The 26,189-nt window shown below is 64.7% G+C and carries 23 protein-coding genes; 11 read left to right on the plus strand and 12 right to left on the minus strand.

The window, feature by feature from the left end; translation table 11 throughout:
- The 3 genes from A0U87_RS17470 to A0U87_RS26260 form a co-directional block, all read left to right on the plus strand.
- Positions 1 to 216 (plus strand): SDR family oxidoreductase (locus tag A0U87_RS17470; RefSeq protein WP_137405819.1); only part of this gene is annotated, 216 nt, incomplete at its 5' end.
- A gap of 93 nt (positions 217 to 309) precedes the next feature.
- Positions 310 to 1,878, plus strand: a complete 1,569-nt coding sequence (locus A0U87_RS17475) for a carboxylesterase family protein (protein WP_048938862.1) — start codon at positions 310 to 312, stop codon at positions 1,876 to 1,878.
- Between the two features lie 74 nt (positions 1,879 to 1,952).
- Positions 1,953 to 2,129, plus strand: coding sequence for a hypothetical protein (locus tag A0U87_RS26260; RefSeq protein WP_164488846.1), 177 nt, complete (start codon positions 1,953 to 1,955; stop codon positions 2,127 to 2,129).
- 9 nt (positions 2,130 to 2,138) lie between these two features.
- Here A0U87_RS26260 and A0U87_RS17480 read toward each other — a convergent pair whose 3' ends face one another.
- Together A0U87_RS17480 and A0U87_RS17485 are read right to left on the minus strand one after the other, a co-directional pair.
- Positions 2,139 to 2,525 carry a cupin domain-containing protein gene (locus tag A0U87_RS17480; RefSeq protein WP_037522587.1) on the minus strand — a complete coding sequence of 129 codons (387 nt, stop codon included), beginning with the start codon at positions 2,523 to 2,525 and terminating at the stop codon, positions 2,139 to 2,141.
- Positions 2,522 to 3,925, minus strand: coding sequence for a pectate lyase (locus A0U87_RS17485; RefSeq protein ID WP_048938861.1), 1,404 nt, complete (start codon positions 3,923 to 3,925; stop codon positions 2,522 to 2,524). The genes A0U87_RS17480 and A0U87_RS17485 overlap by 4 nt, the downstream gene beginning before the upstream one ends.
- 367 nt (positions 3,926 to 4,292) lie before the next feature.
- On the opposite strand from A0U87_RS17485, the gene A0U87_RS17490 reads away from it, so the two are divergent.
- The 4 genes from A0U87_RS17490 to A0U87_RS17505 all read left to right on the plus strand — a co-directional run bounded on the left by A0U87_RS17490 (position 4,293) and on the right by A0U87_RS17505 (position 11,703).
- The gene (locus A0U87_RS17490) at positions 4,293 to 7,166 is read left to right on the plus strand and encodes a TonB-dependent receptor (RefSeq protein ID WP_048938860.1); all 2,874 of its coding nucleotides are present in this window, start codon (positions 4,293 to 4,295) and stop codon (positions 7,164 to 7,166) included.
- Positions 7,167 to 7,355: 189 nt separating this feature from the next.
- Complete coding sequence (locus A0U87_RS17495) at positions 7,356 to 9,653, plus strand: TonB-dependent receptor (RefSeq protein ID WP_137405820.1); 2,298 nt, start codon at positions 7,356 to 7,358, stop codon at positions 9,651 to 9,653.
- Positions 9,647 to 10,213 (plus strand): hypothetical protein, encoded by a 567-nt coding sequence (locus A0U87_RS17500; protein WP_137405821.1) that lies wholly within the window; start codon positions 9,647 to 9,649, stop codon positions 10,211 to 10,213. The genes A0U87_RS17495 and A0U87_RS17500 overlap by 7 nt, the downstream gene beginning before the upstream one ends.
- A complete protein-coding gene (locus tag A0U87_RS17505) occupies positions 10,210 to 11,703 on the plus strand; it encodes a PepSY-associated TM helix domain-containing protein (RefSeq protein WP_048938858.1) in 1,494 nt (497 codons plus the stop codon). Before A0U87_RS17500 ends, A0U87_RS17505 begins: the two co-directional genes overlap by 4 nt.
- 374 nt (positions 11,704 to 12,077) lie before the next feature.
- Here the strand turns inward: A0U87_RS17505 and A0U87_RS17510 are convergent, their stop codons facing one another.
- The 9 genes from A0U87_RS17510 to A0U87_RS17550 all read right to left on the minus strand — a co-directional run bounded on the left by A0U87_RS17510 (position 12,078) and on the right by A0U87_RS17550 (position 22,243).
- The gene (locus A0U87_RS17510) at positions 12,078 to 13,682 is read right to left on the minus strand and encodes a family 43 glycosylhydrolase (protein WP_048938857.1); all 1,605 of its coding nucleotides are present in this window, start codon (positions 13,680 to 13,682) and stop codon (positions 12,078 to 12,080) included.
- 53 nt (positions 13,683 to 13,735) lie between these two features.
- Entirely contained in the window at positions 13,736 to 14,128 is a 393-nt protein-coding gene (locus tag A0U87_RS17515; RefSeq protein ID WP_048938856.1) for a VOC family protein, read from the minus strand.
- A 39-nt stretch (positions 14,129 to 14,167) separates the two neighbouring features.
- Positions 14,168 to 16,711 (minus strand): bifunctional lysylphosphatidylglycerol flippase/synthetase MprF, encoded by a 2,544-nt coding sequence (gene mprF, locus A0U87_RS17520; protein ID WP_137405822.1) that lies wholly within the window; start codon positions 16,709 to 16,711, stop codon positions 14,168 to 14,170.
- Positions 16,712 to 16,717: 6 nt separating this feature from the next.
- Positions 16,718 to 17,128: a DUF2147 domain-containing protein gene (locus tag A0U87_RS17525; RefSeq protein ID WP_037512273.1), complete on the minus strand. Its 411-nt coding sequence runs from the start codon at positions 17,126 to 17,128 to the stop codon at positions 16,718 to 16,720.
- A gap of 3 nt (positions 17,129 to 17,131) precedes the next feature.
- Positions 17,132 to 17,869, minus strand: a complete 738-nt coding sequence (locus A0U87_RS17530) for an AcvB/VirJ family lysyl-phosphatidylglycerol hydrolase (protein ID WP_048938854.1) — start codon at positions 17,867 to 17,869, stop codon at positions 17,132 to 17,134.
- Positions 17,870 to 18,093: 224 nt separating this feature from the next.
- The gene (locus A0U87_RS17535; protein WP_048938853.1) at positions 18,094 to 18,852 is read right to left on the minus strand and encodes a TIGR02186 family protein; all 759 of its coding nucleotides are present in this window, start codon (positions 18,850 to 18,852) and stop codon (positions 18,094 to 18,096) included.
- Positions 18,849 to 19,763 carry a sulfite exporter TauE/SafE family protein gene (locus tag A0U87_RS17540; protein WP_004207740.1) on the minus strand — a complete coding sequence of 305 codons (915 nt, stop codon included), beginning with the start codon at positions 19,761 to 19,763 and terminating at the stop codon, positions 18,849 to 18,851. The genes A0U87_RS17535 and A0U87_RS17540 overlap by 4 nt, the downstream gene beginning before the upstream one ends.
- 57 nt (positions 19,764 to 19,820) lie before the next feature.
- Complete coding sequence (locus tag A0U87_RS17545; protein ID WP_240700586.1) at positions 19,821 to 20,792, minus strand: hypothetical protein; 972 nt, start codon at positions 20,790 to 20,792, stop codon at positions 19,821 to 19,823.
- Positions 20,793 to 20,857: 65 nt separating this feature from the next.
- Complete coding sequence (locus A0U87_RS17550; protein WP_137405824.1) at positions 20,858 to 22,243, minus strand: glycosyl transferase family protein; 1,386 nt, start codon at positions 22,241 to 22,243, stop codon at positions 20,858 to 20,860.
- A gap of 195 nt (positions 22,244 to 22,438) precedes the next feature.
- Here A0U87_RS17550 and nhaA point away from each other — a divergent pair, with 195 nt between their 5' ends.
- Positions 22,439 to 23,653, plus strand: coding sequence for a Na+/H+ antiporter NhaA (gene nhaA / locus A0U87_RS17555; RefSeq protein WP_048939058.1), 1,215 nt, complete (start codon positions 22,439 to 22,441; stop codon positions 23,651 to 23,653).
- Positions 23,654 to 23,766: 113 nt separating this feature from the next.
- Positions 23,767 to 23,949, plus strand: coding sequence for a hypothetical protein (locus tag A0U87_RS17560; protein WP_010336659.1), 183 nt, complete (start codon positions 23,767 to 23,769; stop codon positions 23,947 to 23,949).
- 24 nt (positions 23,950 to 23,973) lie between these two features.
- On the opposite strand, the gene A0U87_RS17565 is transcribed toward A0U87_RS17560, so the two are convergent.
- Positions 23,974 to 24,372: a low affinity iron permease family protein gene (locus tag A0U87_RS17565; RefSeq protein WP_010336658.1), complete on the minus strand. Its 399-nt coding sequence runs from the start codon at positions 24,370 to 24,372 to the stop codon at positions 23,974 to 23,976.
- A gap of 60 nt (positions 24,373 to 24,432) precedes the next feature.
- Here A0U87_RS17565 and A0U87_RS17570 point away from each other — a divergent pair, with 60 nt between their 5' ends.
- Together A0U87_RS17570 and sucC are read left to right on the plus strand one after the other, a co-directional pair.
- Positions 24,433 to 24,765 carry a hypothetical protein gene (locus A0U87_RS17570; RefSeq protein ID WP_234415770.1) on the plus strand — a complete coding sequence of 111 codons (333 nt, stop codon included), beginning with the start codon at positions 24,433 to 24,435 and terminating at the stop codon, positions 24,763 to 24,765.
- Between the two features lie 147 nt (positions 24,766 to 24,912).
- The gene (gene sucC / locus A0U87_RS17575; RefSeq protein ID WP_004207732.1) at positions 24,913 to 26,112 is read left to right on the plus strand and encodes an ADP-forming succinate--CoA ligase subunit beta; all 1,200 of its coding nucleotides are present in this window, start codon (positions 24,913 to 24,915) and stop codon (positions 26,110 to 26,112) included.
- Positions 26,113 to 26,189 lie beyond the last annotated feature (77 nt).

Below are 26,189 nucleotides of genomic sequence, written 5' to 3' on the forward strand. Positions count from 1 at the left end.
GTCAACGCGATCGCGCCGGGCTATATCGCGACCAACAACACCGCCGCGCTGCAGGCCGACGAGACCCGCAACCGCCAGATCCAGGAACGCATCCCGGCCGGCCGCTGGGGCGACCCCAGCGACATTGGCGGCGCCGCCGTGTTCCTGTCGTCGCCGGCGGCCAACTATATCCATGGCCATGTCCTCGCCGTCGATGGCGGCTGGCTGGCCCGCTGATATCCCGTCCTGCGCCCGTTCCCTAAGGAGGGGCGCAGGACACCCCCGATCCAAGAGGAGGGCTCAGCCTCCCGACCCATCACAGGAGGACGGATGCCCGATATCGACCGGCGGAGCGCGTTGACCGGGGCTGCGGCCCTGCTGGGCGCCAGCCTCGCTCGCCCGGCGCATGCCGCCACCGCCAGCATCGTGACCACCCGCAAGGGCCGGGTCGCCGGCACCCGCGAGGGCGGCCTCCATGTCTTCCGCGGCCTGCGCTATGGTCAGGATACCGCGCCCCGCCGCTTCCAGGCACCGCTTGCGCCCGATGGCTGGGCCGGCACGGCCGATGCCGGCGCCTTCGCGCCCTCCTGCCCGCAACAGGGCAAGCAGGATCCGGAGGGCGAGGATTGCCTTTTCCTCAATATCTGGACCCCCGGCCCGGACCCGCGCGCCAGGCGGCCGGTGATGCTCTATATCCATGGCGGCGCCTATTCCAACGGCTCCGTGGTCGATCCGCTGACCTATGGCGACCGGCTCGCGGCGCAGGGCGATGTCGTGGTGGTGACCGTCAATCACCGGCTCAACATATTCGGCTATCTCTATCTCGCCCGGCTCGATCCGCGCTTCGCCGACAGCGGCAATGCGGGCCAACTCGACCTGATCCTCGCGCTGCAATGGGTGCGCGATAATATCGCGGCCTTTGGCGGCGATCCCGGCAATATCCTGGTCTTTGGCCAGTCGGGCGGCGGCGCCAAGATCGCGACGATGATGGCGATGCCTGCTGCCGCCGGCCTGTTCCACCGTGCCATCACCATGAGCGGCCAGCAGGTGACGGCCTCCGGCCCGCTCAACGCGACGAAGCGGGCGCAGGCCTATCTCGCCGGGCTGGGTGTAAAGGCCGATGACCTGTCATCTTTGCTGTCACTTTCGACCGCGCAATTGGTGGAGGGGCTGGCAGCGCAAGATCCGATATTGGGCGGCGGTCTCTATATGGGGCCGGTGCTCGACATGACGCATCTCGCGCGCCATCCCTTCTGGCCCGATGCGCCGCCCCAGTCGCTGGCGATCCCGATGATGCTCGGCAACACCCATGATGAGACCCGTGCCTTCATCGATCCCCATGGCCCCAAGCTCCAGGGGCTGGACTGGTCCAACCTCGCCGCCCGGATCGCCCCGGAACTGCGCATGGACCTCTCGCCCGAATGGATCGTCGCCCAATATCGCGCGCGCTATCCCGACTGGTCGGCGGAGCGCATCTTTTATGCCGCGACGACGGCCGGGCGCAGCTGGCCGGGGCAGGTGCTGGAGGCGGAGGCGCGCGCCCGCGCCGATGCGCCGACCTGGGTCTATCAGGTGGATTTCGCCTCGCCGACCCAGCCCGAACGCGGCGCACCGCACACCATGGACATCGCGCTCGCCTTCGGCACGCTCGATGCGCCGGGCAGCTTCACCGGCACGGGCGCAGGTGCACAGGCCGCGTCGCGCGCGCTGATGCAGCGTTTCCTGGCCTTCGCCCGGCGCGGTGATCCCAATGGCAGCGGAATGGCGCCCTGGCCGCAATATCGGCTGGACCGGCGCCAGACGATGATCGTCGATCTCGACAGCCATGTGGAAAGCGATCCGCGCGGCTGGGAGCGGGAACTCTTCGCCCGCGTCCCCTATATCCAGCCCGGCAGTTGAACGCCGTTCGTTGCCGGGCCGCAACCAAAAGGGGGTGGGCGCGTTGAGTCCGTCCATGCAGTTGGAGGAACCGCATGGATACCCAGGATGTCGATTATGTCTCGGAACGCGGCGAGCTGCATTTTCTCGCAGCTCTGGTCGATGAGCTGATGCGCCGGCTGATGCTGTCGGGCGTGCTCAGCCAAGCCGAGCTCAACGCGATCGAGGCGGATGTCGCCAAGCGCATCGGCAATGTGCCGCGCGCCTGGTAACTTGCCTGCTCAGTGAACCACCGGATAGCTGATGATCAGCGCCAGCGGTTCCTTGCCGACCTGCCGGATGCCGACCTTGGCGTCCTTGTAGAGATAGGCGGCCATGCCCGGTGTCAGCGGCTTTTCCACGCCGTCGGACGTCACCACGCCTTCGCCCGACAGGACATAATAGACCTCGTCATGGGCGATCGGATGGACGCCGATCGCCGCGCCGACATGCAGCACGCGCTTGCGGAATTCCATGCTGCGCGGCTGCGGAACGGCGTCGCTGATGCGATAGGCGGTCGACATGCCGATCTCGCCATGGGGCGGCGGCTCGTCGCGCATCACCTCGCGCTCGTCGACGACCACCATCGGCGGCGCTGCGGCCGCCGCCAGCAACAGCATCAGGCTCATGGCTTTGGCTCCTGTCGCATCATCTTGTCGCGGTCCGACAGATGCTCGGTCGTCTCGTCCTTCTGGCCGGGATAGCGGCCCGATTTCGGCTCCATCGTGTCGAGGTTCCACTCGCCCTCGACAAAGGGCGCGCGGGTCGGCGCGAATTTGGGATAGCCGCCGACCTGCTTCTCATTGTCGATGATCTCGCCGCGCCCTTCCGCCACGAAGAACAGCACCCGCAGGTCGTCGGCATCCCGGTCCCACGGGCGCGCGCCCGCGCGCCACAGCACATGGGTCTCGACATCCCGCACCGGCAGAACGTCCAGCCCCTGCCACCAGGTCGGCGGCGTCTGCGTCTCGATCAGCCTGGCCTTGGTCTCGCCATAGCGGCCGAACATCGGCAATGGCTTGCCGAACTTGTCGACTGCCAGATTGTCCTTGCCATAATATTCCAGGTCGCCGTCGCCGCCCAGCGTCAGGAAGGGCAGGCCGGTTGCCGTCGATACGCCGCCGCGCATGACATTGCCGACCGCCGCCAGCTTGCCATTCTGATAGGGATGCTCGCCCCATTCCAGCGCCATCAGGTTGTAATGGATACCGCGTTCGCCCGGATCATAGATGATATTGTTGACCACGGCGGCATGGACGCCGCCCTTCAATAGCGGGTTGCGCTCGACATTATGGGCGTAGATGTTGCGATAAATCAGGATGTTGGTCGCATTGTCGTGGATCAACGTGCCCTTGCTGTGCTCGCCCTTGGGATGGCTGGCATTGGCCAGGCCCTCGGCCGCCAGATTATAGGAAAAGGTGATGTTATGCGCCGTGTTGGCGCGCCATTCGTCGGGCGTCTTGCCATTGAAGCGCGGGCCGGATGCCGACATATTCTCGTCGATCGCCCAGGTGAAGCTGCAATGGTCGACGATGATGTCATGGCCGCCGACCACCGACATGGCATCCGCCTCCCATCCGCTCAGTAGCGGCTGGTCGTCCACTCCGGTGCGCACGCGGATATGGCGCATGATGACGTCATGGGTGGCGATGTCGATGCCCGACCGGATCAGGGTGATGCCGGGGGAGGGGGCGGTCTGGCCCGCAATGGTCAGATAGGGTTCGCGGATGGTGATGGTCTGGCGCGCCATGTCGATGACGCCGCCGACCTCGAACACGACGATGCGCGGGCCCTTCGCCTCCAGTGCCGCCTTCAGGCTGCCGGGGCCATCGGCTGCCAGCGTGGTCACGCGGATGATGCGGCCGCCCCGGCCGCCGGGCGTTGCCGATGCCCAGCCGGCGGCGCCCGGAAACGCGGTCGTTGTGCTGGATGCGCTGGTCCTGGTTGGGGCGGCGGATAGGTTTGCTGGCAGGGGGATCAGGGCAAGGCCGGCAAGCGGCAGGGCGATCAGTCTGGCGGTTATTTTCATGCTTCCGAAGGCTCCTCTCCTGGCCAGACTTGCACCGTGGCGGCGATGATGCAAGCAATTTGACACCGGTGTCGAATCTGTTTGCGGTCATTGTGGCGGCGAGGCGAAGGCGCGGGCTGCGCGCCGTCATTCTACGCGGTGTGGCCCATATTGCGGTGCAAAATGGCTCGATATGGATGCTTTTCCGACAGGAGGGCGCGGAAAATCGCCGCGAGCGCTGGCCTGACAGCTTCAGACATAATTGCCGCAATGATCATTGACATTGATCCGCAGTCGGGTCACAAGTTTCTGACACCGGTGTCTTCAAGGGGACAACATCGGGCCGCACCCCCAAAGAGGCGTGGCGGAAATATGGAGGGATGTTTCTATGATTGCGTTCGTACAGGCTTCGTCCGCCCGGAAATGGCTGTCCGCAGCCTCGACCCTGGCATGCGCCATCGCCTGCGTTTCCGCCGCTCAGGCCCAAGCTCAGTCCGTGCAGGGCGATGCCGCGGTTGCGCCGGATCAGGGGCAGGCGGATGCCGCGGCCCAGGAATCCGACATCATCGTCACCGGTTTCCGCCAGTCGCTGGGCGCGGCGATCAACCTCAAGCGTCAGTCGGTCAGTTCGGTCGATGCGATCGTGGCGGAGGATATAGCCAAGTTCCCCGACCAGAATCTCGCCGAATCCCTGCAGCGCATCCCCGGCATCTCGATCCAGCGTGACGGCGGCGAAGGGCGCGCGATCACCGTGCGCGGCCTGGGCGCGCAGTTCACCCGCGTGCGCGTCAACGGGCTGGAAACGGTCGCCACCTCGACCGATGGTGCCAGCTCGAACCGCGATCGTTCCTTCGATTTCAATGTCTTCGCGTCAGAGCTGTTCAGTTCGCTGGTCGTTCACAAGACCGCCGAAGCCTCGCTGGACGAAGGCTCGCTCGGCGCCGTGGTCGATCTCAACACCGGCAATCCGCTCGGTGGCAAGGAAGGTCTGACCCTCGTCGGTTCGGCGACCGCTTCCTATAATGATCTGGCCAAGAATTGGGGGCCGCGTCTGGCCGGCATCGCATCCTGGAAATCGGCCGACGGCCGCTTCGGCGTCGCCCTGTCGGCGGCCTATTCGACGCTCGATACCAAGGAACTGGGCAATAACAGCGTGCGCTGGGCCCAGGCCCGCTTCGACAATGTCGATGGCACCGCCTGCTTCACCCAGCCCAATTCGGGCGGTTCCTATATTCCGAGCCCAGCCTGTAACGATGCCGCGCTGTCCTTCCATCCCCGCATTCCGCGCTATGGCGAGGTGCGTCATGATCGCGAGCGGCTCGGCCTGACCGGATCGGTGCAGTTCGCCCCGACCGATGCGACCAAGATCTCGATCGATGGCCTCTATTCGCGCTTCAAGGAAACCCGTGAGGAGAAGTGGGGCGAGGTGCTGCTGCGCTCCAACGAGCGGTCGATCAATGTCGTCAATCCGGTCTATGACGATAATGGCAACATGATCTCGGCCACGCTCAACGATGCCTGGGTCCGCACTGAACATTATCTGCGCAAGTCGAGCACCGAATTCTATCAGGTCGGCGGCACCTGGGACCAGGATGTGACGGACAAGTTCCGCTTCACCCTGCTGGGCGGCCTGTCCAAGTCCAACGCCGACATTCCGGTCGAAACCACGGTGGTCTTCGATGATCGCGATGCCCAGGGTTATAGCTATGACTATAGCGACATGAAGCATCCCAAGCTGACCTTCGGCACCAGCGTGACCGATCCGGCCAATTTCCAACTCGCCGAAATCCGCGACCGTCCGTCCAACACCACCAACCGGTTCAAGACCGCGCAGTTGCGCACCGAATGGGACGCGGCGGAGGGGCTGACCGTGAAGGTCGGTTCGATGTGGCGCCGGTTCGACTTCAAGACCGTCGGCTATCAGCGCGATACCGCGGTCTGCGGCAATGGCGGCAAGGATCTGGTGCTGGGCACTATCACCTGTTCGCCGACCAGCCTGTTCGGCCCGAGCGCCGTCTATGGTTTCCAGGCCACGCCGGAATTGAGCGAACTCTTCACCCTGGGCAAGGCGGGCCAGCCGTCGGGCACCACCACCCAGTGGCTGATCCCCAATCTGGACACGGCGACCGCTTACACCAAGCTCTATGACCGCGCGCTGGCGCTCGACGTCGGCAACAACCGGTCGGTGCGCGAGGAAGTGACCGGCGGCTATTTCCAGTTCGATGCCAAGGGCGACCTGTTCGGCCTCGAATATGCGCTGAACGCGGGCATGCGCTATGCCAAGACCGATCAGCGCTCGACCGGCCTCAATGGCGGCATCCCGGTCACGATCAAGCGCAGCTATGAGGATTGGCTGCCGGCCGCCAACCTGGCCCTGTTCCCGACCGACAAGCTGGTCATTCGCGCGGCGGTGGCCGATGTGATGACCCGCCCGACGCTAGGCAGCCTGACGCCGGGCGGCTCGGCCGACGGCTTCCAATATCGTGTCAGCTACGGCAACCCCTATCTCAACCCCTATCGCGCGACCGCCTATGACCTCGCCGTCGAATGGTATTTCGCGCCCCAGTCGCTCTTCTCGGTCGCCCTGTTCAAGAAGGATGTGCAGAGCTTCCCGGTCGCCGCGACCATTTCCAACGCGACCTTCGCGGAAACCGGCCTGCCGGCTTCGGTGCTGGTCAGTTCCTCGCCCGCCGCGCTCAATCCGGCGCTGCAGGCGGAACCGATCTGGACCATCGCGACCACGGTGAACGGCACCGGCGCCTCGCTCAAGGGGGCGGAAATCGCGCTGCAGCTGCCCTTCACCTTCCTGCCGGGCATCTTCAAGCATTTCGGCATCCTGGCCAACGCGACCTTCATCGACTCCAACGCCACCTATAATGTGTCGGGGCCGGCGGTCGTGCCGGGTGGCGGTCTGGTCAATGTCGCGCGGGAGAATACGTTGTTCGGCGTGTCGAAGCGGGCCTATAACGGCACCTTCTATTATGACGACAACCGCTTCAGCGCGCGCGTCTCGGCCAGCTATCGCGGGCCTTATAGCGACCAGAACAGCGGCACCGGCAACGTCTTCGAAGGCTATAATTCGACCGTCAATGTCGACGCCTCGGTTCGTTACAAGGCGACCGACTGGCTGGAATTCACTCTCGACGGCATCAACCTGACCGATGAATATCGCGGCCGCTACACCGACCTCGATGCCAATCGCAACTATGAGTACAACCATTTCGGCCGCACCTTCCAGTTCGGCGCGCGCGTGAAAATGTAGCCTGTTCTTTCGGGTCGCGCCGTCACGGGCCAGCCGCCTTCTGCACGAGGTGGCTGGCCCTTTTTCTTGGGCCAGCGGTGGGGTAGGGATGGTGCCGGGCAGACGACAGCAATAGTCCATTCACGCAATGACATTGACTCGCGTTAGCGTTCTCAAATATGGCGCCGCCAAGAATATTTGGGGGATTATATGGTGCGGTCGTCTTTCTTCTTTTCCGGGGCGGCGATCGTCGCGCTGGCCGGTGCTGCCCTGACCAGCGCAGCCATGGCGCAACAGGCGCCGGATGCCGATATGGACCAGGCCCGCGCCGACATCATCGTCACCGGCGAAAAGAGCGCTCGCACCCTGCAGAAGACGCCGACCAGCATCGCCGTCGTCACGCCCGAGACGATCGAGCGCGAGGCGCTGATCGCCATCCAGGACGTCTATAACCGCACTGCCAACCTGTCCGAAACCTACGGCTCGTCCGGCTTCACCATCCGCGGCATCAGCAACAGCGGCGTCGGCGCGGGCGGGCAGGCAGACGCCGCCAGCGTCTATGTCGATGGCGCGCCTGTGCCCAAATGGGCGCTCTATGGCGGCCCGACCGACCTGTGGGATGTGCAGCAGGTGGAAGTGCTGCGTGGCCCGCAATCGACCATCCAGGGCCTCAACGCGCTGGCCGGCGGCATCGTCATCACCAGCAAGGATCCCTCGCTGACCCGCTGGGGCGGTGACGCGCGCGTGCTGTGGAGCGAATATGATGATCGCACCTTCTCCGCCGCGATCGGCGGACCGATCATCAAGGATGAGTTGGGCATCCGCCTGTCGGCCGAGCGCCGCAACGATCGAGGCCTCATCTACAATGTCACCCGCGACGAATATAGCGATGCGCTGGAATCGCTCAATCTGCGCGGCAAGATCAAATGGACGCCCCAGGCCATTCCGGGGCTGGAGGCAGTCGCCAGCTATAATCGCGTGCGGCGCGACGGCGGCTATCTCTACGAATATGCCCGCACCGACGTGCCCAATTATTTCAATCACCGTATCGCCACGGGCGACCAGCCCAGCCGCGGCAAGATCGACAGCGACCTTGCCGTCTTCAACATCAGCTATCCGCTGGCCCAGGGGCTGAAACTGTCGAGCGTCACCTCCTGGAACCGCTCGCGCGTCCATTCGGTGATCGATACCGACGGCACGCCGCAGGATATCCAGGCGATCGACAATCGCTATAATTACCGCACCCTGACCCAGGAAATGCGCCTCAACTATGATGGCGAACGGCTGAGCGGCCTGCTGGGCGCCTGGTATTATCGCCGCACCGGCAGCATCGACCAGAATAGCCGGGTGAACATCGATACGCCGACCGCCACCATCGCCGCCCTGCTGCGCGCCAATGGCGCGACCGCAGCGCAGGCGACTTTCCTCAGCAATGCCTATGCGTCACAACTGCCGGTCATCCCGGTCGCCTATTCGGCCGACCAGCCGGAAAAGGTGGAGACGATGGCGCTGTTCGGCGACGCCCGTTTCAAGCTGACCGACCGGCTGACCCTGATCGGCGGCTTCCGCTACGATCATGAGCGCAACCGCTATGCTGCGCAAACCGTGGCGACCTTCAACGGCACGCTGCCCGATGCCAATTTCCTCGGCGCGGCCTATGCCCCGATCATTTCGCTGATCAACCAGGGCGTTCTGGGGCTGGTCGACGATGCTTCCTCGCCGCTGGCGTCCAACAGCCGCAGCTTCAACGCCTTCCTGCCCAAGGCGGGGATCAGCATGGACTGGACGCCGGACCTCACCACCGCATTCACCGTCCAGCGCGCCTATCGCTCGGGCGGCTCCAGCCAGAACCCGGCCCGCGCCCTGCTCGTCGCCTATGATCCGGAATATAGCTGGAATTATGAAGGCTCGCTGCGCTCCAAATGGCTGGACGGGCGCCTGACGCTCAATGCCAATGCCTTCTACATGACGTGGAAGGACCAGCAGGTCACCGCCTATTTCGGCCAGAATGCCTATGATTATAACACGGTGAACGCGGCCGGATCGCATCTTTACGGGTTCGAGGTGGAGGCGAATGCCACTATCGCGCGCGGCATCGATCTCTATGGCTCGGTCGGCCATGTCCGCACCAAATTCACCGATTTCGTCCTGCCCGCCGGGGCGACCAGCACGGTTGACCTCACCGACACCCAATTCCCCTATGCGCCGCGCTGGACCCTGTCGGGCGGCATTAATGCGCAGTTCGGGCCGGGCTTCGTCGCCAATCTCAACGCCAATTACCGTTCGTCGGTCTTCACCGGCGTCGGTCAGGATCAGGGCCAGTACAAGGTCGGCGGCCGCACGGTCGTCAATGGCAAGATCGGTTATGAGACCGATCATTGGTCGCTGTTCGTCTTCGCACGCAACATCCTCAACGAGGATTATATGCAGTACCAATATGCCGCGATCCATCAGGCGATCCTGGGCGAACCCCAGACCGTCGGCGTCGGCGCGAGCGTCCATTGGTGATCGCACTCGCCAGCCTGCTGCTCATCACCGGCGGCGCCCTGGGCGCGGCCCTGCTGCGCCGCTCCTGGGTGCGGCGGGATCGCTCCGTGCTTGGCCTGCTGCTGGCGGGATGGGCCATATTGATCGGCCTGCTGGTCGCTGCCTTCCTGCTGATCGGGCCGGTCAAGGGGCTGGCCTTGGGACTGGCGATGGAGGGGATCGGTGCGCTCGCCATCATCTGGTTCGGCCGGGTCCGGCGCAAGGCGGCGCGGGTGCGCGATGGCGATGTCGCGCCCGAGCCGCTGGAGGAACCGGGCCGCTTCTGGCGCGGGGTGCTCCGCGCCTTGCTCGCCGGGCCGCTCGGCATGACGGCCGCGATGGGCGTCGCCTTTTGCGTCACCGTCTATCTGCCCGGTGATCCGCGCACCCGGATCGTGCTTGGCGGCCTGTTGCTTCCGATCCTCTGGGGGCTGGCCATGACCTGGACGTTGGCGGACCGTCGCCTGCTCCGCGCCACCGCCGTGCTGGTCGGCACCAGCATCATCGGCTTCGGCCTCGCCGCCTTGGGAGGGGCCGCATGAACGACCAGAGCGTCCAGACCAACAGCCGGGCAAAGAAATGGCGTTGGCCCTTGTCGCCCGAAACGGTGCGATCGGTGCTCAGCAGCCATTCGGTGCTGGGCCTGGCCTTTGCCGCGATCATCTATATCGTCTGCCTGACCGGCACGGTCGCGGTGTTCGCGCCCGATCTGGAGCGGTGGGAAGTGCCGGCGACGCCGGTGGTGACCAGCCTGTCGGATGCCTCGGCCGCCCGCGCCATCGCCGAAGCGGCCAGGCGCGCGCCGGCCGACACCACCCTCTATCTGTCGCTGCCCACTGCGAAACAGGATGGCGCCAGCCTCACGGCCTTCAGCGCGACCTATGAGCATAAATGGGCCGTGGCGGCCGATGGTGCGCTGTCCGATCTCGAAGCGGTCTGGACCGAATTTCTGCTCCATCTCCATATCAACCTGCATCTGCCGCGCAGTTGGGGGCAGTTCATCGTCGGCCTGACCGGCGTGGCACTGCTGTCCTCCCTGGTGTCGGGCATATTGGCGCATCCGCGCGTGCTGCGCGATGCCTTCCACCTGCGCCTGGGCGGTTCGCGCCGGCTGCAGGAGGCCGATCTGCACAATCGCCTCGGCATCTGGGCCTTGCCCTTTCACTTCACTCTGGCGCTGACCGGCGCGCTGCTGGGCCTCAGCACCATCATCGTCGCGATGCTGGCGATGCTGCTCTATCGCGGCGACATGGGGAAGGTCTATGAACTCTTCCTCGATCCGCTGCCCAAGGTTGACGCGCGCGCCGTGCCCATTCCCGATATCGCCCGGCTGATCGCCGATGCCCGCGCCCGCGCGCCGGCGGCCGTGGCGGACAATATCATGGTCGAACGGCCCGGCCGCGCCGATATGCGCATCTCGATCCACAGCGGCCGGCCGCACTTGCTGACCCAGCAGGACGAGGTGCAATATGATGCGCGCGGGCAACTGCTCCATCAGGAACAGCCGCAGGATCTGGTCGCCGGCACCCGGATGCTGAGCGGCATCGGCCAGCTGCATTTCGGCTGGTTCGGCGGGCTGCCCGTGCGGATCGCCTATGGCCTGCTCGGCATTGCGCTGTGCATCGTCACCTCCAGCGGCGTGACCATCTGGCTGGCCCGCCGCCGCGATCGCGGCCGGCCCGCGCCGCAATGGGAACGGATCTGGGCAGCGATCTGCTGGGGTCAGCCGGTCATCCTCGTCCTCACCGCCGTTCTGGCCTTCGCCTTGCCGCATGTGTCGCTGCCGCTGGCCTGGCTGGGCCTCACCATTCTGTCTGTGCTGGCCGCGGGTATGGCCAAGGCGCTGCCCGGTCCGCGTCTGTCTCGCGGCCTGCAATGGGCGCTGGTCGCCGGCCTGCTGGTGGTGGCGCTGCTGCACGGCGCACCGCTGCTGGCGGGCGGGCAGGGGCTGCTGGTCGACCTGTTGCTGCTTGCCGGCGGCATCGGCCTATTGCTCGCGCTGCTGCGCAGCCGCGCTCCAGCCAAGGTCTAAGGCAGAAACTTGCCATTCCCCTCCCGTAAACGGGAGGGGCAGCGAGACTTGCGCGCGCAGCGCGCTAGTCGCAGCGGGGTGGGCTTTCGCGACGCTGCCCCGGCTTTCCTACTCGGCCCATCTCTGATCTACCCTTGGGCATGCCAGCGCTGCCCCATCGCTTTTCATACCACCCGCCTGTCGCGTGGCTGTCGCTTCATTGTCGCCTTGGTGTCGCGTCGAAGGCGCGCGGGCGTGACCCGTTTCCCCCGCCACTGTCGCGTCACAGGCGCATGACCGGCGCGTCGTGGGTGCATCACAGGCGCATTGGCCCGAAATAGCCCGCACGACACTGTGAACTTCGCCTGTCGCGTCCCGTGTCGGCCCCAATCGGCCTAAAGCGCGCGAAAACGGAAGTCGGTGAAGCGCGCTTCACCCGCACCGGCGGAATAGAGGCCGGGGCGCAGCATCAGGAAGCCGCCGCGCACATTATGGTGATAGCCCGACACTTCCATCCCCCGGTCGAACCGCGTCCAGCTCTTGCCGTCATCGCCGCTGATGTGAAAGCGGATGATATGCCGGTCGTTGGTGACGCGCATCCGCATCCGGCGGCCATGGGGATTGGCGGGGCGGCCGCGTTCGATGCCATATTGATGGGTGACGAACCGCTCCTGGTCGAAGCCCAACCCGCAATAAAGCTGCTCGTCATAGAAGAGCAGCAGCCCGGCGACGCCGCCCGGTGCAATCTCGATCGTGCATTCGAACTGATAGGCCTGGTCAGCTGCCACCAGCAGCAGCGGCGACGAACTGGAGGGGGCGGTGCCGCTGGCCTTCAGGACCAGCGATCCGTTTTCCACCCGCGCGCGTTGCGCTTCCTGCGGCGCTGGCTTGAAGAAATTCCAGCGCGAACCGACGTGCAATGCGCGGAAATCGTCCGACAGCGGCTGGCCATGCGGCCCGGCCTGGCCGCCCCTGGGCTTGGCGATCGGCTGCGACAGGTCGCCGCCGGTCATGCGGAACCAGCCGTCCGCCGTCCATTGGACCGGGTCGAGCAACGTCTGGCGTCCCAGTGTCCAATAGCCATTTTCATAGCCATGATAGACCGACCACCAACTGCCATCCGGTCCCTCGACCAGGGTGGCATGGCCGCGCGACCACCATTTTTCGGCGCGATCGACGGTCCGCACGATCGGGTTGGCCGGGCAATTTTCCCACGGTCCATGGATCGAGCGCGAACGGGCGGCGATCACCATATGCCCGGTCGGCGGTCCGGCCGTGCCGCCCACGGCGGTCACCAGATAGAACCAGTCCTTATGGCGCAAAATCTTGGGGCCTTCGGGCGAGAAACCCTCGACATCCCAGTCGTCGGGATAGTGCCAGGGATCATAGACATGTTCGGGCTGGCCGACGGTCGCCAGACCATCGTCGGTCAGGCGCACCCGGTCGCCGCCCGACAGGAACAGCCAGCGCGACCCATCCTCGCCCACCGCATGGCCGGGATCGATATGGTTGGGCAGGTTGAGGTCGATCGGATCGCTCCACGGCCCCTCGATCCGGTCGGCCCAGATCACATAGCTCGTGTTGGGAGAGGCCTTGACCGGGATATAGAGATAATAGCGGCCCTTATGCTTGCACAGTTCAGGCGCCCAGACCGACCCGATATTCCGGTGGAGCGCCGGGCCGACCGGCCGCCAGTTCACCAGGTCGCGCGAATGCCAGATGATGAGGCCCGGATAGGAATCGAAGGTCGAGAAGGTCATGTAATAATCCGCGCCATCCTTCAGGATGGTGGGATCGGGATGGTCGCCCGCGATCAGCGGATTGAGGAAGCGGCCGTCGCCCAGGTCGGCGACGCGCTGATTGTCGAAGCCGCGCCGCCAGTCGGGCGCGGGGGCAGGCGTGGCCGGTGGGGCAGGGGGCGCCGCCCGCGCCTCGCTCAAACCACCCGCCAGCGCCGCCGAAGCCGTCGCCAGCAATGCGTCCCGTCGGCTGACTGCCATGACCCTCTCCCGATTATTGATACCGGTTACCTAAGGGCCATGGCCTGATGCTGTCAAATGGCGCGGACCTCTTCTTCGTAAAGCTCCAGCGGCAGTCCGTCGGGGTCGGCGAAGAAGGTGAAGCGCCGGTCGGTATATTCGTCCACCCGTACCGGCTCGCACGCCACGCCATGGCTTTCGAGCCGGGCGACCTCCGCATCCAGGTCGCTGACGGCAAAGGCAAGGTGGCGCAGGCCACAGGCTTCCGGGCGCGAGGGGCGCGGTGGCGGATTGGGGAAGGAGAAAAGCTCGATCTGCGCGCCGCCGACGGCCAGATCGCATTTCCAGCTGTCCCGCTCGGCGCGATAGACCTCGTTCAGCACGGCAAAGCCGAGAATGTCGACATAGAAATAGCGGGACCGGGCATAGTCGGACCCAATGATGGCGATATGATGGATGGCGTGCATCGCCCAGCGCTATCGCGGGATGCGCCTGCCACGCAATGGCTATCCGGCGATCAGTGCCTGAAGGTCGAGCAGCGCCCGACCGAAGGACAGGCCCTGCGGCCCGGCGACGAAGCGGGGTTCCCACTCCGGCCCGAACTTGTCCTTGTAGGCGCGCAGTCCCTCAAAGCCATAAAGCGCATTGCCATGCTGGTAGAGCAGCGCGCCCAGCTTCGACCAGAGCGGTGCCAGTCGGCGCGCCTCCAGCCCGGAAAGAGGCGCAAGACCCAAGTTGAACCAGCGATAACCATGTGCCTTGCCCCACAGCATCAGGTGGATGAACAGAAAGTCCATCGTGCCATAGGGCGCGCCGTCGTCATGGCGCATCAGGTCGACCGACAGTTCGGACTGGTCGGCCGCGGCCCAGATATTGGCGAAGGCGACGATCCTGCCCTCCTGCCGCACCACGGCACAGTCGAACCGCGCCATATAGGCGCGATCGAAGCGGCCGACGCTGAAGCATTTTTCCTTGTGCCCCTTGGCCTGGAGCCAATGGGCGGAAATCTCGGCCAGCCGGTCCATTTCCTTGTCCAGCATGGCAGCGGGGATGATCTCGAAACTGGCGCCTTCGCGCACGGCGCGCCGCTCGGCATAGCGCAGCGGCTTGGCATCCGGGCCGTCCAGCGTGAAACCGGCCAGATCGACATGCGCCTCCTCGCCATATTTGACGATCTGCAGCCCCAGTTCGATTGCGAGCGGCAGCATGTCCTGGCTGATCTGGTAAAGCAGCAGGCGGCCCTGCGCCGCATCGGCCTGTTCACGCAGGCGCCAGAGCAGGTCCGCCCACTCGCTTCGGGCGCCGATCGGATCGCCCATGATGATCCAGCTATGCCCTCTGATCTGGTACATCAGGCAACAGGTGCCGCCATCCGACACCAGGAAGCGCTTGTCGCCGATATAGGCAAGATTGGCGTCGGTGCGCTCGGCCAGCGCCAGCGCGGCCTCCGGCGGGACGGCGGCATTGCTCGCCAAGACGGGAATGGTCGCGGCCGGGCGCAGCAGGCGCCAAAGCGCCACACCGATCAGCAGGACGGCAACGGCCAGGCTGGCGCGCAGGAAGCGCGAGGCATCGGCGCGGGCGGCAAAATGCCACCAGAGGTCGTTCTGATATTCGACATGCTTGTAGGCGAAGAAGCCGATCCAGACGCAGAGGCCCAGAACCACTGCGACGGTCGCCAGCCAGCCAGGGGTGAAGGCGTCGGCGATGAGCTGGGTCCGACGATAGAAGGCCGGGCGCGCCCATTGCAGCAGCGCGGCGATCAGCAGCATCGCCGCCGCCTCCTCATAATCCAGCCCCTTGAGCAGCGAGAAGATCGCGCCGGCCAGCAGCAGGATGCGGGTCAGCCAGAAGGCCCCGTCCAGCCGCCGGTAGAGGCCGGCCGACAGGATCAGCAGCGCCGCGCCGACCAGGCTGCCGGCCATGTGGGAGGCTTCGAGGAAGGGCAGGGGCACGACGCTGTTGAGGGTGGCGACGCGATGCGGGATGGCCGGGAGCGAGCCCGATACCAGCAGGATGGCGCCGCCCAGGAAGACGAGCGCCGCCGTCATGATCGGCGCAAGGCCGGTCGTGACGGCTTGCAGGCCGCGCAGGGTGCGGCGCAGCGGCTGCCGCCAGCGCCAGCCCTCCTGCGCAACGATGATGCCGACCGCGATCAGCAGCGGCAGGATATAATAGACCAGCCGATAGGCGAGCAGCGCGGCCACCAGCTGCGGCCGGTCCACGCCGGGCAGGGCGGCAAGCATCACCAGTTCGAACACGCCGACGCCGCCGGGCACATGGGTCAGCAGCACGGCGACGATGGCGAGCGCATAGCCCAGGAAGAAGGCAGGCCAGGCGTGCAGGCCGACGCCGGGCACCAGGACGAACAGCGCAGCGCTGGCCGCAGCGAGATCGATCACGCCGATGCCGATCTGGCAGAATATGCGCGAGGCAGGCGGCAGCGGCAGGGACATGCGCCCAAAATGCAGCATCCGTCCCTGCCGGCCGGCATAGAGGATCAGGCCGATGATGGCCGCGAGGGTCAGGCTGCCCGCCAAACGCAGCATTGGCGCGGACAGGCGGACATCGCCCATCGACAGCGTTTCCGGCCGCCAGACCAGCATGGCCGCCGCCAGCGTCAGGACGCCGCCCCAGAAGGTGGCGCCAGCGATCGCGACCACCCGCGCTACATCGGCAACACCCAGCCCCGCCGCGCTGTAGATGCGGTAGCGCGCCGATCCGCCGGTCAGCAGCGACAGGCCCAGATTATGGCTGAGCGTATAGCTGGTGAAGGAGGCGAGCGCCGCCGTGCCATAGGGCAAGGGGCGGCCGATCGAGCGCAGCGCCAGCACGTCGTAGAAGGTGAGCGTGACATAGCTGATCGCGGTCAGCAGCAGGGCGGGGATCAGGGCTGTCGGGCCAAGTGCATGAAAGGCCGCGCGGATGTCGCGCACATGCACATCGTGCAGCAGATGGTAGAGCGCGACGAAACCGAGCGCGGCGAGCAGCACGACCAGCCCGACCGACAAGGGCGTCTGGTAACGGCGCAAATATGTCATGGCCCCCATCCGCCGCTACCCTGTTTTGACCCGGTGCCAGAGCTGGCTGCGGCAGAAAAGCCCACCCAGAATGCAGCCGGAAATCTTCAACTGATCGGGGCCCTGCTGGTCGATGGTGGAATAGAAGGTGCGGCCCATGTCGGGCACATAGACCCGCCCGGCCCAATGGCCCGGTCCCTTGGGGCGATAATCCTGCAACAGGGTGGTGCCGACCAGATGCGGGATGCCGGCATCGCTGGCATCGGCCAGCGCCTCGGCATTGGCGTGGCTGACCCAGCCGCACAATCTGTCCTGGCAGGCGCCGGTCGTGACCGTGACGCTGCCGCGCGGATTGATCCAGGAACCCAGCACCGGATCGGCCGCCATCGCCGGAGCGGCGGCGATCAGGCTGATGCCGGCAAGGAACAGGCGCAAGGCATGAGGCATGGGTCAGGTCTTCCGGATCAATCCCTGCCGGGCGAAGGCCGCGTGCAGGACATGGTAGAGCGCATCGACATCATGGTGCAATGGATGCCCGCCCGGCAGCGCGACGGTCTGCCCATTGGGCTGGTGCAGCAATGGGCACAGGCTGGCCGCTTCCTCCTGTCCATGGACGCAGAGCAAAGGCGCCCAGTCGAGCTTGCGCGCGGTCGGCAGGGCGTCCGCCTCCGCCATGGCAAAGGTGAATATCTCACCGGGCGAAGCGCGATATTCGACCGTGGCGCCTGGCACGACCAGCGCCACCATGGCGATGGCCCGGCGTTGGGCAGCGGGCAGCGCGGCAAGGCCGACATGCGCCATGTCGGCGCCGAACGACTGGCCGATCAGGATGACCGGCGCGGCGGGATCAATGCTGTGGGCCTGAGCCAGGGCTTGGCTGATCAGGGTAGTGGCTTCGGCAGAGCTGCGGGTCCTGCGAAAATAGGTCAGCGAATTGACGCCGACGGTCGGCATGCCGTCTCGCGTCAGGCGTGCCATGATCCCCGGCCCCATGCCGACCTTCATGCCCATGTCGCCCGACAGGATGATGACGATCGGCGTGCCATGGCCCGGCCGATAGCCCTGTGGGCGGGAGAGGGAAAAGGGATCGCCGCCCAGATAACCGAGCCATTGGAAGGCCGCTGCCAGCAGAGCGAGGATCAGGATGGGCAGGATATATCGGATGCTCTTGCCGCTGCGCGCCATCATGCCGTCTCCTCGATAGACCCGAGCGCCCGGCACGTCGGGAGGAGACCGACGTGCCGGGCTGTGAGCGGTCGGAACAAGACCCACGCGTTCCGACCGTTCGGCCAGCTGGTCCAAGCTGGCCTGTTTCGTGCCACCCAAGGGGGAGGGGAGGTGGCACGACCGATATGGTCCATGACGGCCTGCGGTAGCGTGGCTGGAAGATGAACTTTTGGAGAGGCGGCCGATCAGATGCGGCGGGCGACTGCGCCGGCGGCCCAGCCCATGCCGACGGCCAAAGCGATGGCGGTCAGGCCATAGAGGAACGACCAGCGTTCGGCCGCGACGGCCATGAACTGTTCGAAGCCCGATTTGCGGACATGGATGTCGCGCACCGCCGCTGCCACGACGCGGCCGTCCTGCACCAGGAAGGTTTCGGCGGTATAATCGCCCACGATCACACGGGCCGAAAGCGGCAGGCGGGCGCGATAGAGCACGCCGTCGCTAATCTCCACCGTGCCGGGGCGTTCGACGAACAGGCCGTTGCGCTGGCGCAGATCGACCAGGCCAGCCTGGAACCGGTCGAGCTCGGCACTATCGTTGAGCGAGGAGGGGGAGAGTTGCAGCTTGTCGACGCCCAGTTCGTAGATTGCGGCGGTCCGCTCATCGACGATCTGGGCGATCGGGCGCGAGGAGGCCATGGCATAGAAGCTGGGCGCAGAGCGAAAGCGGGCGCGGTCGGCATTGACCCAGATGCCGGCGACCTTCTGCTTTTCGCGCATGGTGATCGACTGTTCGGGGCCCTTCAGCACGACGACGATGTCCGCCGGCTTGTCCGGCCGCCGACCGTCGGGATAGACGATGGCGCCGAACAGCAGCAGGTCCGCGCCGGTGAAGCTGTACTGGATCTCGACCTCGCGCTGCGACACATCAGGCACCAGTTGCGGTTCGTCCGCGGCACTCAGCAGCAGGGCCAGGGCTGGCAGGATGAGGCAGGATATCCTCATTTCACGTCGATCGTGAAGATTTCGTCGGGCCGCCAGCCCAGCCCCAGCGCCATGCGTGCGGCGACCAGCAGCACGATCGCGGCGAGCAGGATGCGCAGATATTCCGGGCGGATCGTCATCGACAGCCGGGTGCCGACCTGCGCGCCGGTGACGCTGCCGATCAGCAGCAGCATGGCCAGCACCAGATCGACCGCTTTGGTCGTCATCGCGTGCATCATGGTCGTCGCCATGGTGACGAACAGGATCTGGAACAGCGACGTGCCGACCACCGACTGGGTGTTCATGCCGAGCAGATAGAGCATCGCCGGCACCAGGATGAAGCCCCCCCCCACGCCCAGCAACATGGTCAGGATGCCGGTTGCCATGCCCAGCAGCAGCGGCGCTAGCGGCGAGATATAGAGGCCCGAGCGATAGAAGCGCCAGCGCATCGGCAGTGCGGCGACCAGCGGATGGTGGCGGCGCTTGCGCGCCTGCATGCGCTTGCCGGTTTTGAGCGCGATCAGTGCCTGGATCGACTCCTTCGCCATCAGCGATCCGATGCCGCCCAGCATCAGCACATAGAGGATGCCGATCACCGTATCGATCTGCCCCAGCGACTGGAGCAGGCGGAAGATGAGGACGCCAAGGCCCGCGCCGACCACGCCGCCGGCGATCAGTACGCCGCCCATGCGGAAATCGACGGTGCCGCGCGACATGTGGGTGACGACGCCGGACACGCTGGCGCCGGTCACCTGGCTGGCGGCAGAGGCCGCTGCGACCGTAGGCGGGATGCCATAGAAGATCAGCAGCGGCGTGGTGAGGAAGCCGCCACCCACGCCGAACATGCCCGACAACAGGCCGACGACGCCACCCAGTCCGATGATGACCAGGGCGTTCACCGACAGATTGGCGATGGGCAGGTATAGATCCATGCCCCATCGGGTTAGAGACAAAAGACTCCGAGCGAAAGCCGAGAGATGGCTGGCAGGCTAAAAATCGGCGGCGAGTGTGACCGCCAGGCCGGAAGCCGGTTTGGCTTGGCCGGCGACACGTTCACGCCATTCGATCCCGATGCGTGCGGCGATCGCTGGAAGGGGCAGGCGAAACTGGATTTCGGGGCCGATATCCAGTCGTTCGACATCGGGTTGCGCACCACCAGACAGGCTGAGGCCAACGCGCAGAGGGCTGCCCTTGATCGGCGCGAGAAGCGAGAATTTTCCGTCGATGAAAAGGTCGCGCTTGTGCAGCCCCACCATGCCGGTCTGCGCATAAAGGCTGGCCTCGGACGGTCCTGCCACGGGTTTTGGGCCAAAACCGCCGACGAGCAACAGCGCGAAAGCGTCGCGCGCCTGGGTATCGAGCGCGATCCGTCGTTCGGCGGCAAGGCTGACGGCGATATGGCGTATTGGCTGATAGGACAGGCCGATCGCGGTTTCGGGCGCTTCTGGCGACTGGAGGGCCGTCGTGGCCCGACCATAAGCGGCAAGGCGCCCCGAGGATCGCGGCATCAGGTCGAAGTCGATCCGTGCCCCGGCCTGCGACCCGCCAAGGCGCCCCACAGTGGCGAGGTCTGCCGAAGAACCACCGCCGGAGCGCCAGAGCAGCCAGGCGCTGCCTTGCCAGCGATCATGACCGACGGGCGATATGGTCGATACCGAAATGGCAAGCGGTTCCATGGCTTTGGGCTGGGCTAGGGGAGATCTTTGTCTGGAGGCGCCAGAGTTCAACGACCATGCCGTCGATAGTGGCGCGATGGCATAAGCGGTCCGGACTGGCTTGAAGGGCGAACGCGCACGGATGGCTTGCCACTTATTGCCAGAATATATTGCTGTCTCTGCTCTGTTGATGATCGGGATCATGCGCTCCTGACGAGTGGGGGAGCCGATCCGACTGCCTTTGGCCGGGGCTGGCACTGTCGCTGGTAGCGGTGCTGTCGACGCGATCGTGCCGAACAGACGCATGCCGGTCCAGCCAATGCACAGCATGAAAAAGAAGCGCACCGGCCGTCCATCGGCCGATGATCCGATCATGCCTGCTCCTCCATGTCGGGGAAGCGATGTTGCGTCTTGTCCCACACCAGTGGCTTGCCCAGCAGCGACTGGACATAGAGGATCACGGCGCGCCGGGCGGCCAGGATAGCGATCGCGTTGCCGACGAACATGCGCGGCACGGCCGCCAGTCCATGCCGCCAGCCATAGGCATGGCCGGCAAAGATTGCGCGCATCGTGATGCGCCATGCCATGAGCCAGAGATTGAGCGTCAGCAAGGTGTCGATCAGCGGCGTCGACGGGCGCATTTGCGGCGCCAGGAATGGGCGCGCCAGTTCCAACACGCTCCAGAGCAGCAGCGTGGCGTAGGCGGCGACGATGATCAGGGCCGCAAGGGTGGCGCGCCGGTCCCTGATCCGCATCCACCATTCGGCCGGGCCGCCCTGCCAGCCCATCCGATCCCATCCGGCAAGCGAAATGCCGATGATCCAGCGTGCCTTCTGGCGGATGGCGGCCGGAGCGCTGTCGGGAAAATATTCGCGGGTCGCGACAAGACGGCCCTGTGCATCACGGATGCGCAGGAAGATGCCCCGGCCGCCCATGTCGGCGATCCGCAACCCCGCTTCATAATCTTCGGTCAATGACCCCGGATCGAATGGCCCCGCGCCAGCATGAGGGGCGAGAGCGGCCAATATATTTCTTTCAAAGGCGCAGGCGACGCCAGCAGAGGGAATGGATGCACCAAGAAATTCCCTCACCGTCAGGGACTTGCCATGGGCTTCGGCAAACTCATCACAATAATGATTGGCGATGGCACGGGAAAACCAGGTGCCGCGACCCGGTAGTGGCAGTACCGGCAATTGCACCAGCGCGAACCGGTCGATCATATGATCGAACAGCCGGATTTCATCGGGATGCACGACGTCTTCGGCATCATGCATGACGACGGCCTTGAACCGGATGCCGCTTCGACCTTCCTCCGCCAGCATGCTGCGCCAGTTGATGTTCAGGCAATCGGCCTTGGTAGTCGGGCCGGGGCGGTCATTCAGGCACAATATGATATGGGGTTGATCGATGGCGGCTGATGCGATCGCGTCGATCGTCGCCGGATCATTGGGATAAGCGCCGACGAATATGCGATAATCGGCATCGCCCCAGCAATGTACGGCATGGCGCAACATTGCGCCGATGACGTCCGCTTCCTGCCAGGCGGGAATGAAGATGGCGATACGGCCGGGCGTCGATGAAGGTGGCAATGTCGCCATCGTCATGCGGAGGCGGCGAGGATGCCGGACCGCCCGCCAGGCTCGGCGGATCAGGAACAGAAGGTCGATCGCCAGATCATCCAGCCCGCCCAATGCGAAGCCGATGACCGCGAACAACAATATCTCATAATGCAGCGCCTGTAGCGCGCCAAAGAGCATGTCCCCCACGATCCCGGATTCCCCCTGTCCCGATCGCCATGCGGCAGGGCGAATTTATGTCATGAGAACAGCGGTCTTCCAAGTATTTTGGAGAAAGTCTGTCAACATTGGCCGGCTGATCTGGGTTGGACCTGAGCGGAAATTTCCCTAAGGGGGAAGAATGGCAATACCGGCAAGCACTTATGGAGAAGAGACGTGACCGAACGGCCCGTGTCCGCCCTCAGGAATTTCCTGAAGGGAGAAGCAGGCAGTGGCGTCTTGCTGATGATTTCGGCCGCGATCGCAATGATCATGGCGAATCTTCCGGGTGCTGCCGGCCATGTCTATCATGACATCTTCCATATGGTGACGGGGCCGGTGCTTGCTCCTGCGCTCGGTCCCACGACGATCCATTTGTGGGTCAATGACGGACTGATGGCGATCTTCTTCCTGCTGGTCGGGCTGGAGATCAAACGTGAGTTCGTCGATGGCGGACTGTCCACCTGGGAGAGGCGGCGCCTGCCTTTCATCGCGGCGGGGGCGGGCATGATCGCGCCAGCGCTGGTCTATCTGGCCGTTACGGCTGGGGAACCGGCCCTGGCGCGCGGCTGGGCGATCCCGGCGGCCACGGATATTGCCTTCGCGATCGGGGTTCTGGCGCTGCTGGGATCGCGGGCTCCCGCATCGATCAAGCTGTTCCTGACGGCTGTCGCGATCGTCGACGACATGGGGGCGGTCGCGATCATTGCGCTGGCCTATAGCCAGGGGCTGGATGTCATGGCTTTGGCCGGCGCCTTTATCGTCCTGCTGGTCATGTTCGGCATGAACCGCGTCGGCGTGCGGGCCTTGGCACCTTATCTCATCGGCTTCCTGCTGCTCTGGTATCTGATGCTACTGTCGGGCGTGCATGCCACGATCGCGGGCGTGCTCGCCGCCATCACCATCCCGGTCAATCGCACGCCGGGTGCGCCGGATGCGGTGGACAGTCCGCTCCATCGCCTGGAACATCTGATCCATCCCTGGAGCGCCTATCTGATCGTGCCGCTCTTCGGCTTTGCCAATGCCGGCATCACGCTCAATGGCGAAGCGATCGGCGCTCTGCTCAGCCCCTTGCCGATCGGCGTGGCGCTCGGGCTGCTGCTTGGCAAGCAACTGGGCGTGTTCGGCAGCATCTGGCTGGCGCAGAAACTGGGCATCGCGGCGCGGCCTTCGGGGGCGACCTGGGTGCAGATTTACGGCATGGCGCTGTTGTGCGGCATTGGCTTCACCATGAGCCTGTTCATCGGCGCGCTCGCCTTTCCGGGGCAGCCATTGCTGGTCGAGGAGGCCAAGATCGGCATCCTTGGCGGATCCTTGCTGTCCGCGCTGTGCGGTTATGCGGTGCTGCGTTTTGCGCCGACACCGCGATCAGTCGCGCGGGGCGCAGGGTGAGGGGAATCGCGTAGCATTAACCTTCATGCTACTATCGCCTTGCCGTTGCCGCGACTCGCTTCGCGTCAGCGCGCCGACCGCACTTTCGAAAAATACGGGAGGAGGGCGAACCGATGGAGACGGACGTCAATTATCTGCTGCACCGCCAGCAGATGTCGCTGATCAACGCGCAGGCAACAGCATCGCCCGAGGGGCGCGCTGCCTATGAAGGGCTGGCACGCGGTTATATCGATCAGGTCGAAGCCTATCGCAGACGCAATGAGCAGCAGGAGAGGCTGATCATTCCGGCGCATTGATCCTCCGATCGTTGCGCCATCGCGCTATCGACGGGAAATCAGGCGATCGATAACTTCCTGATGCGGGCCATCGGCACCGCATTCGCGCTCCAATATCTTCTTGATCTTTTCCAGTTCGGCTTCGGTCAGATGTTCGATGCCGATGAAGTCGTTGCGCGCAGTCTCGATTGAACGGATCAGTTCGTCGAGCTTGGCCTGGATCGCGGCGCCGTCACGGTTCTGGGCATTCTGGATCAGGAAGACCATCAGGAAGGTTACGATGGTCGTGCCGGTATTGATCACCAGTTGCCAAGTGTCGGAATAATGAAAGAGTGGGCCGGTCACGCCCCAGATCAATACCACGCCGACCGCCAGGATGAAGGCGAGCGGCTGGCCGGTCCAACTGGCGATCCGTGCCGACAGGGCGGAAAATATCCGATCCATGCAAACTCCTTTGGATGTCCTGCGCATTTAGGCTCTGTTCAGCCATCTGCTGTCATGGCCATGCCCATGGCAACCATATCTTTTCGTGCAACGATCGGCGCGCTCGCCGGCTCCCTTCTGCTGGCCTCCTGCGCCAGCGTTTCCCCCGAATCACGTGTGCGTGCCGGATTGATCGACGCTGGTCTTTCGCCGCGAATGGCGGGCTGCATGGCCGAACGCATGGTTGATCGGCTCAGTTTGGTGCAGTTGCGGCGGCTCCAGTCGATCGCATCGCTCCACAAGTCGCACATGGGCAAGATGAGCATGGATGAACTCCTCTATAAAGTCCGTGCGCTGGAGGATCCGGAGATTTTCCTGGTGACCAGCAAGGCCGCCATTCACTGCTCCTTCTGACGCCGATTTCACAATAAAGCAGGGTCGGGTTTCGCAAGGGTTTTGCAATTTTGCAAAGTCGTTTTGCGAAATGGCTCTGGCCCTGCTTCCTCGCCTGTGCTTAACCCGCCTCAACAGTTTTCCTGTGAACAAAGGACGGGCTAGCCCATGAACATTCACGAATATCAGGCGAAGGAACTGCTCGCCAAGTATGGCGCGCCGATCGCCGCCGGTCACGCTGCCTTCACCGTCGAGGAAGCCGTCGAGGCCGCCAAGAAGCTGCCCGGGCCGCTCTATGTCGTGAAGTCGCAGATCCACGCTGGTGGCCGCGGCAAGGGCAAGTTCAAGGAACTGGCCCCCGAAGCCAAGGGCGGCGTCCGCCTCGCCTTCAACCTGGACGAGGTGAAGGCCCACGCCACCGACATGCTCGGCAACACGCTGGTCACCATCCAGACCGGCGAAGCGGGCAAGCAGGTCAATCGTCTGTACATCACCGACGGCGCCGACATCGCCAAGGAATTCTACTTGGCGTTGCTGGTCGATCGCGCCACCAGCCGCATCGCCTTCGTCGTGTCGACCGAAGGCGGCATGGACATTGAAGAGGTCGCCCACTCGACCCCCGAAAAGATCCACAGCTTCTCGGTCGATCCGGCCACCGGCTTCCAGCCGCACCACGGCCGCGCCGTTGCCGCTGCGCTCGGCCTGACCGGCGACCTCGCCAAGCAGGCTTCGAAGGTTGCTGCGTCGCTCTACGCCGCGTTCCTCGACACCGACGCCGAGCAGATCGAAGTCAACCCGCTGGCGCTGACCGAGCAGGGCAACCTCCTCGTCCTCGACGCCAAGGTCGGTTTCGACGGCAACGCCATGTTCCGTCACAAGGACATCGCCGAACTGCGCGACCTGACCGAGGAAGATGCGGCCGAAGTCGAAGCGTCGAAGTACGACCTCGCCTACATCAAGCTGGACGGCAACATCGGCTGCATGGTGAACGGCGCTGGCCTGGCCATGGCGACCATGGACATCATCAAGCTGAATGGCGAATTCCCCGCCAACTTCCTGGACGTGGGTGGCGGCGCCACCACCGAAAAGGTGACCGCGGCGTTCAAGATCATCCTGAAGGACCCGGCCGTTAAGGGCATTCTGGTCAACATCTTCGGCGGCATCATGAAGTGCGACATCATTGCCAATGGCATCGTCGAGGCTGCCAAGGAAGTGAACCTGTCGGTTCCGCTGGTTGTCCGCCTGGAAGGCACCAACGTCCAGCAGGGCAAGGACATTCTGGCCAATTCGGGTCTGCCGATCGTCCCCGCCGACGATCTGGGCGATGCGGCCAAGAAGATCGTGGCAGAAGTGAGGAAGGCGGCCTGAGCCCCCTAATCACCTGAGAAGATACGCCATAGGGCGTGGGTGACCTGGAAACGGGTCGCCCACGTCCGTGTTCGCGT

This window comes from Sphingobium sp. MP9-4 (assembly GCF_005281675.1).
GTDB lineage: Bacteria > Pseudomonadota > Alphaproteobacteria > Sphingomonadales > Sphingomonadaceae > Sphingobium > Sphingobium yanoikuyae.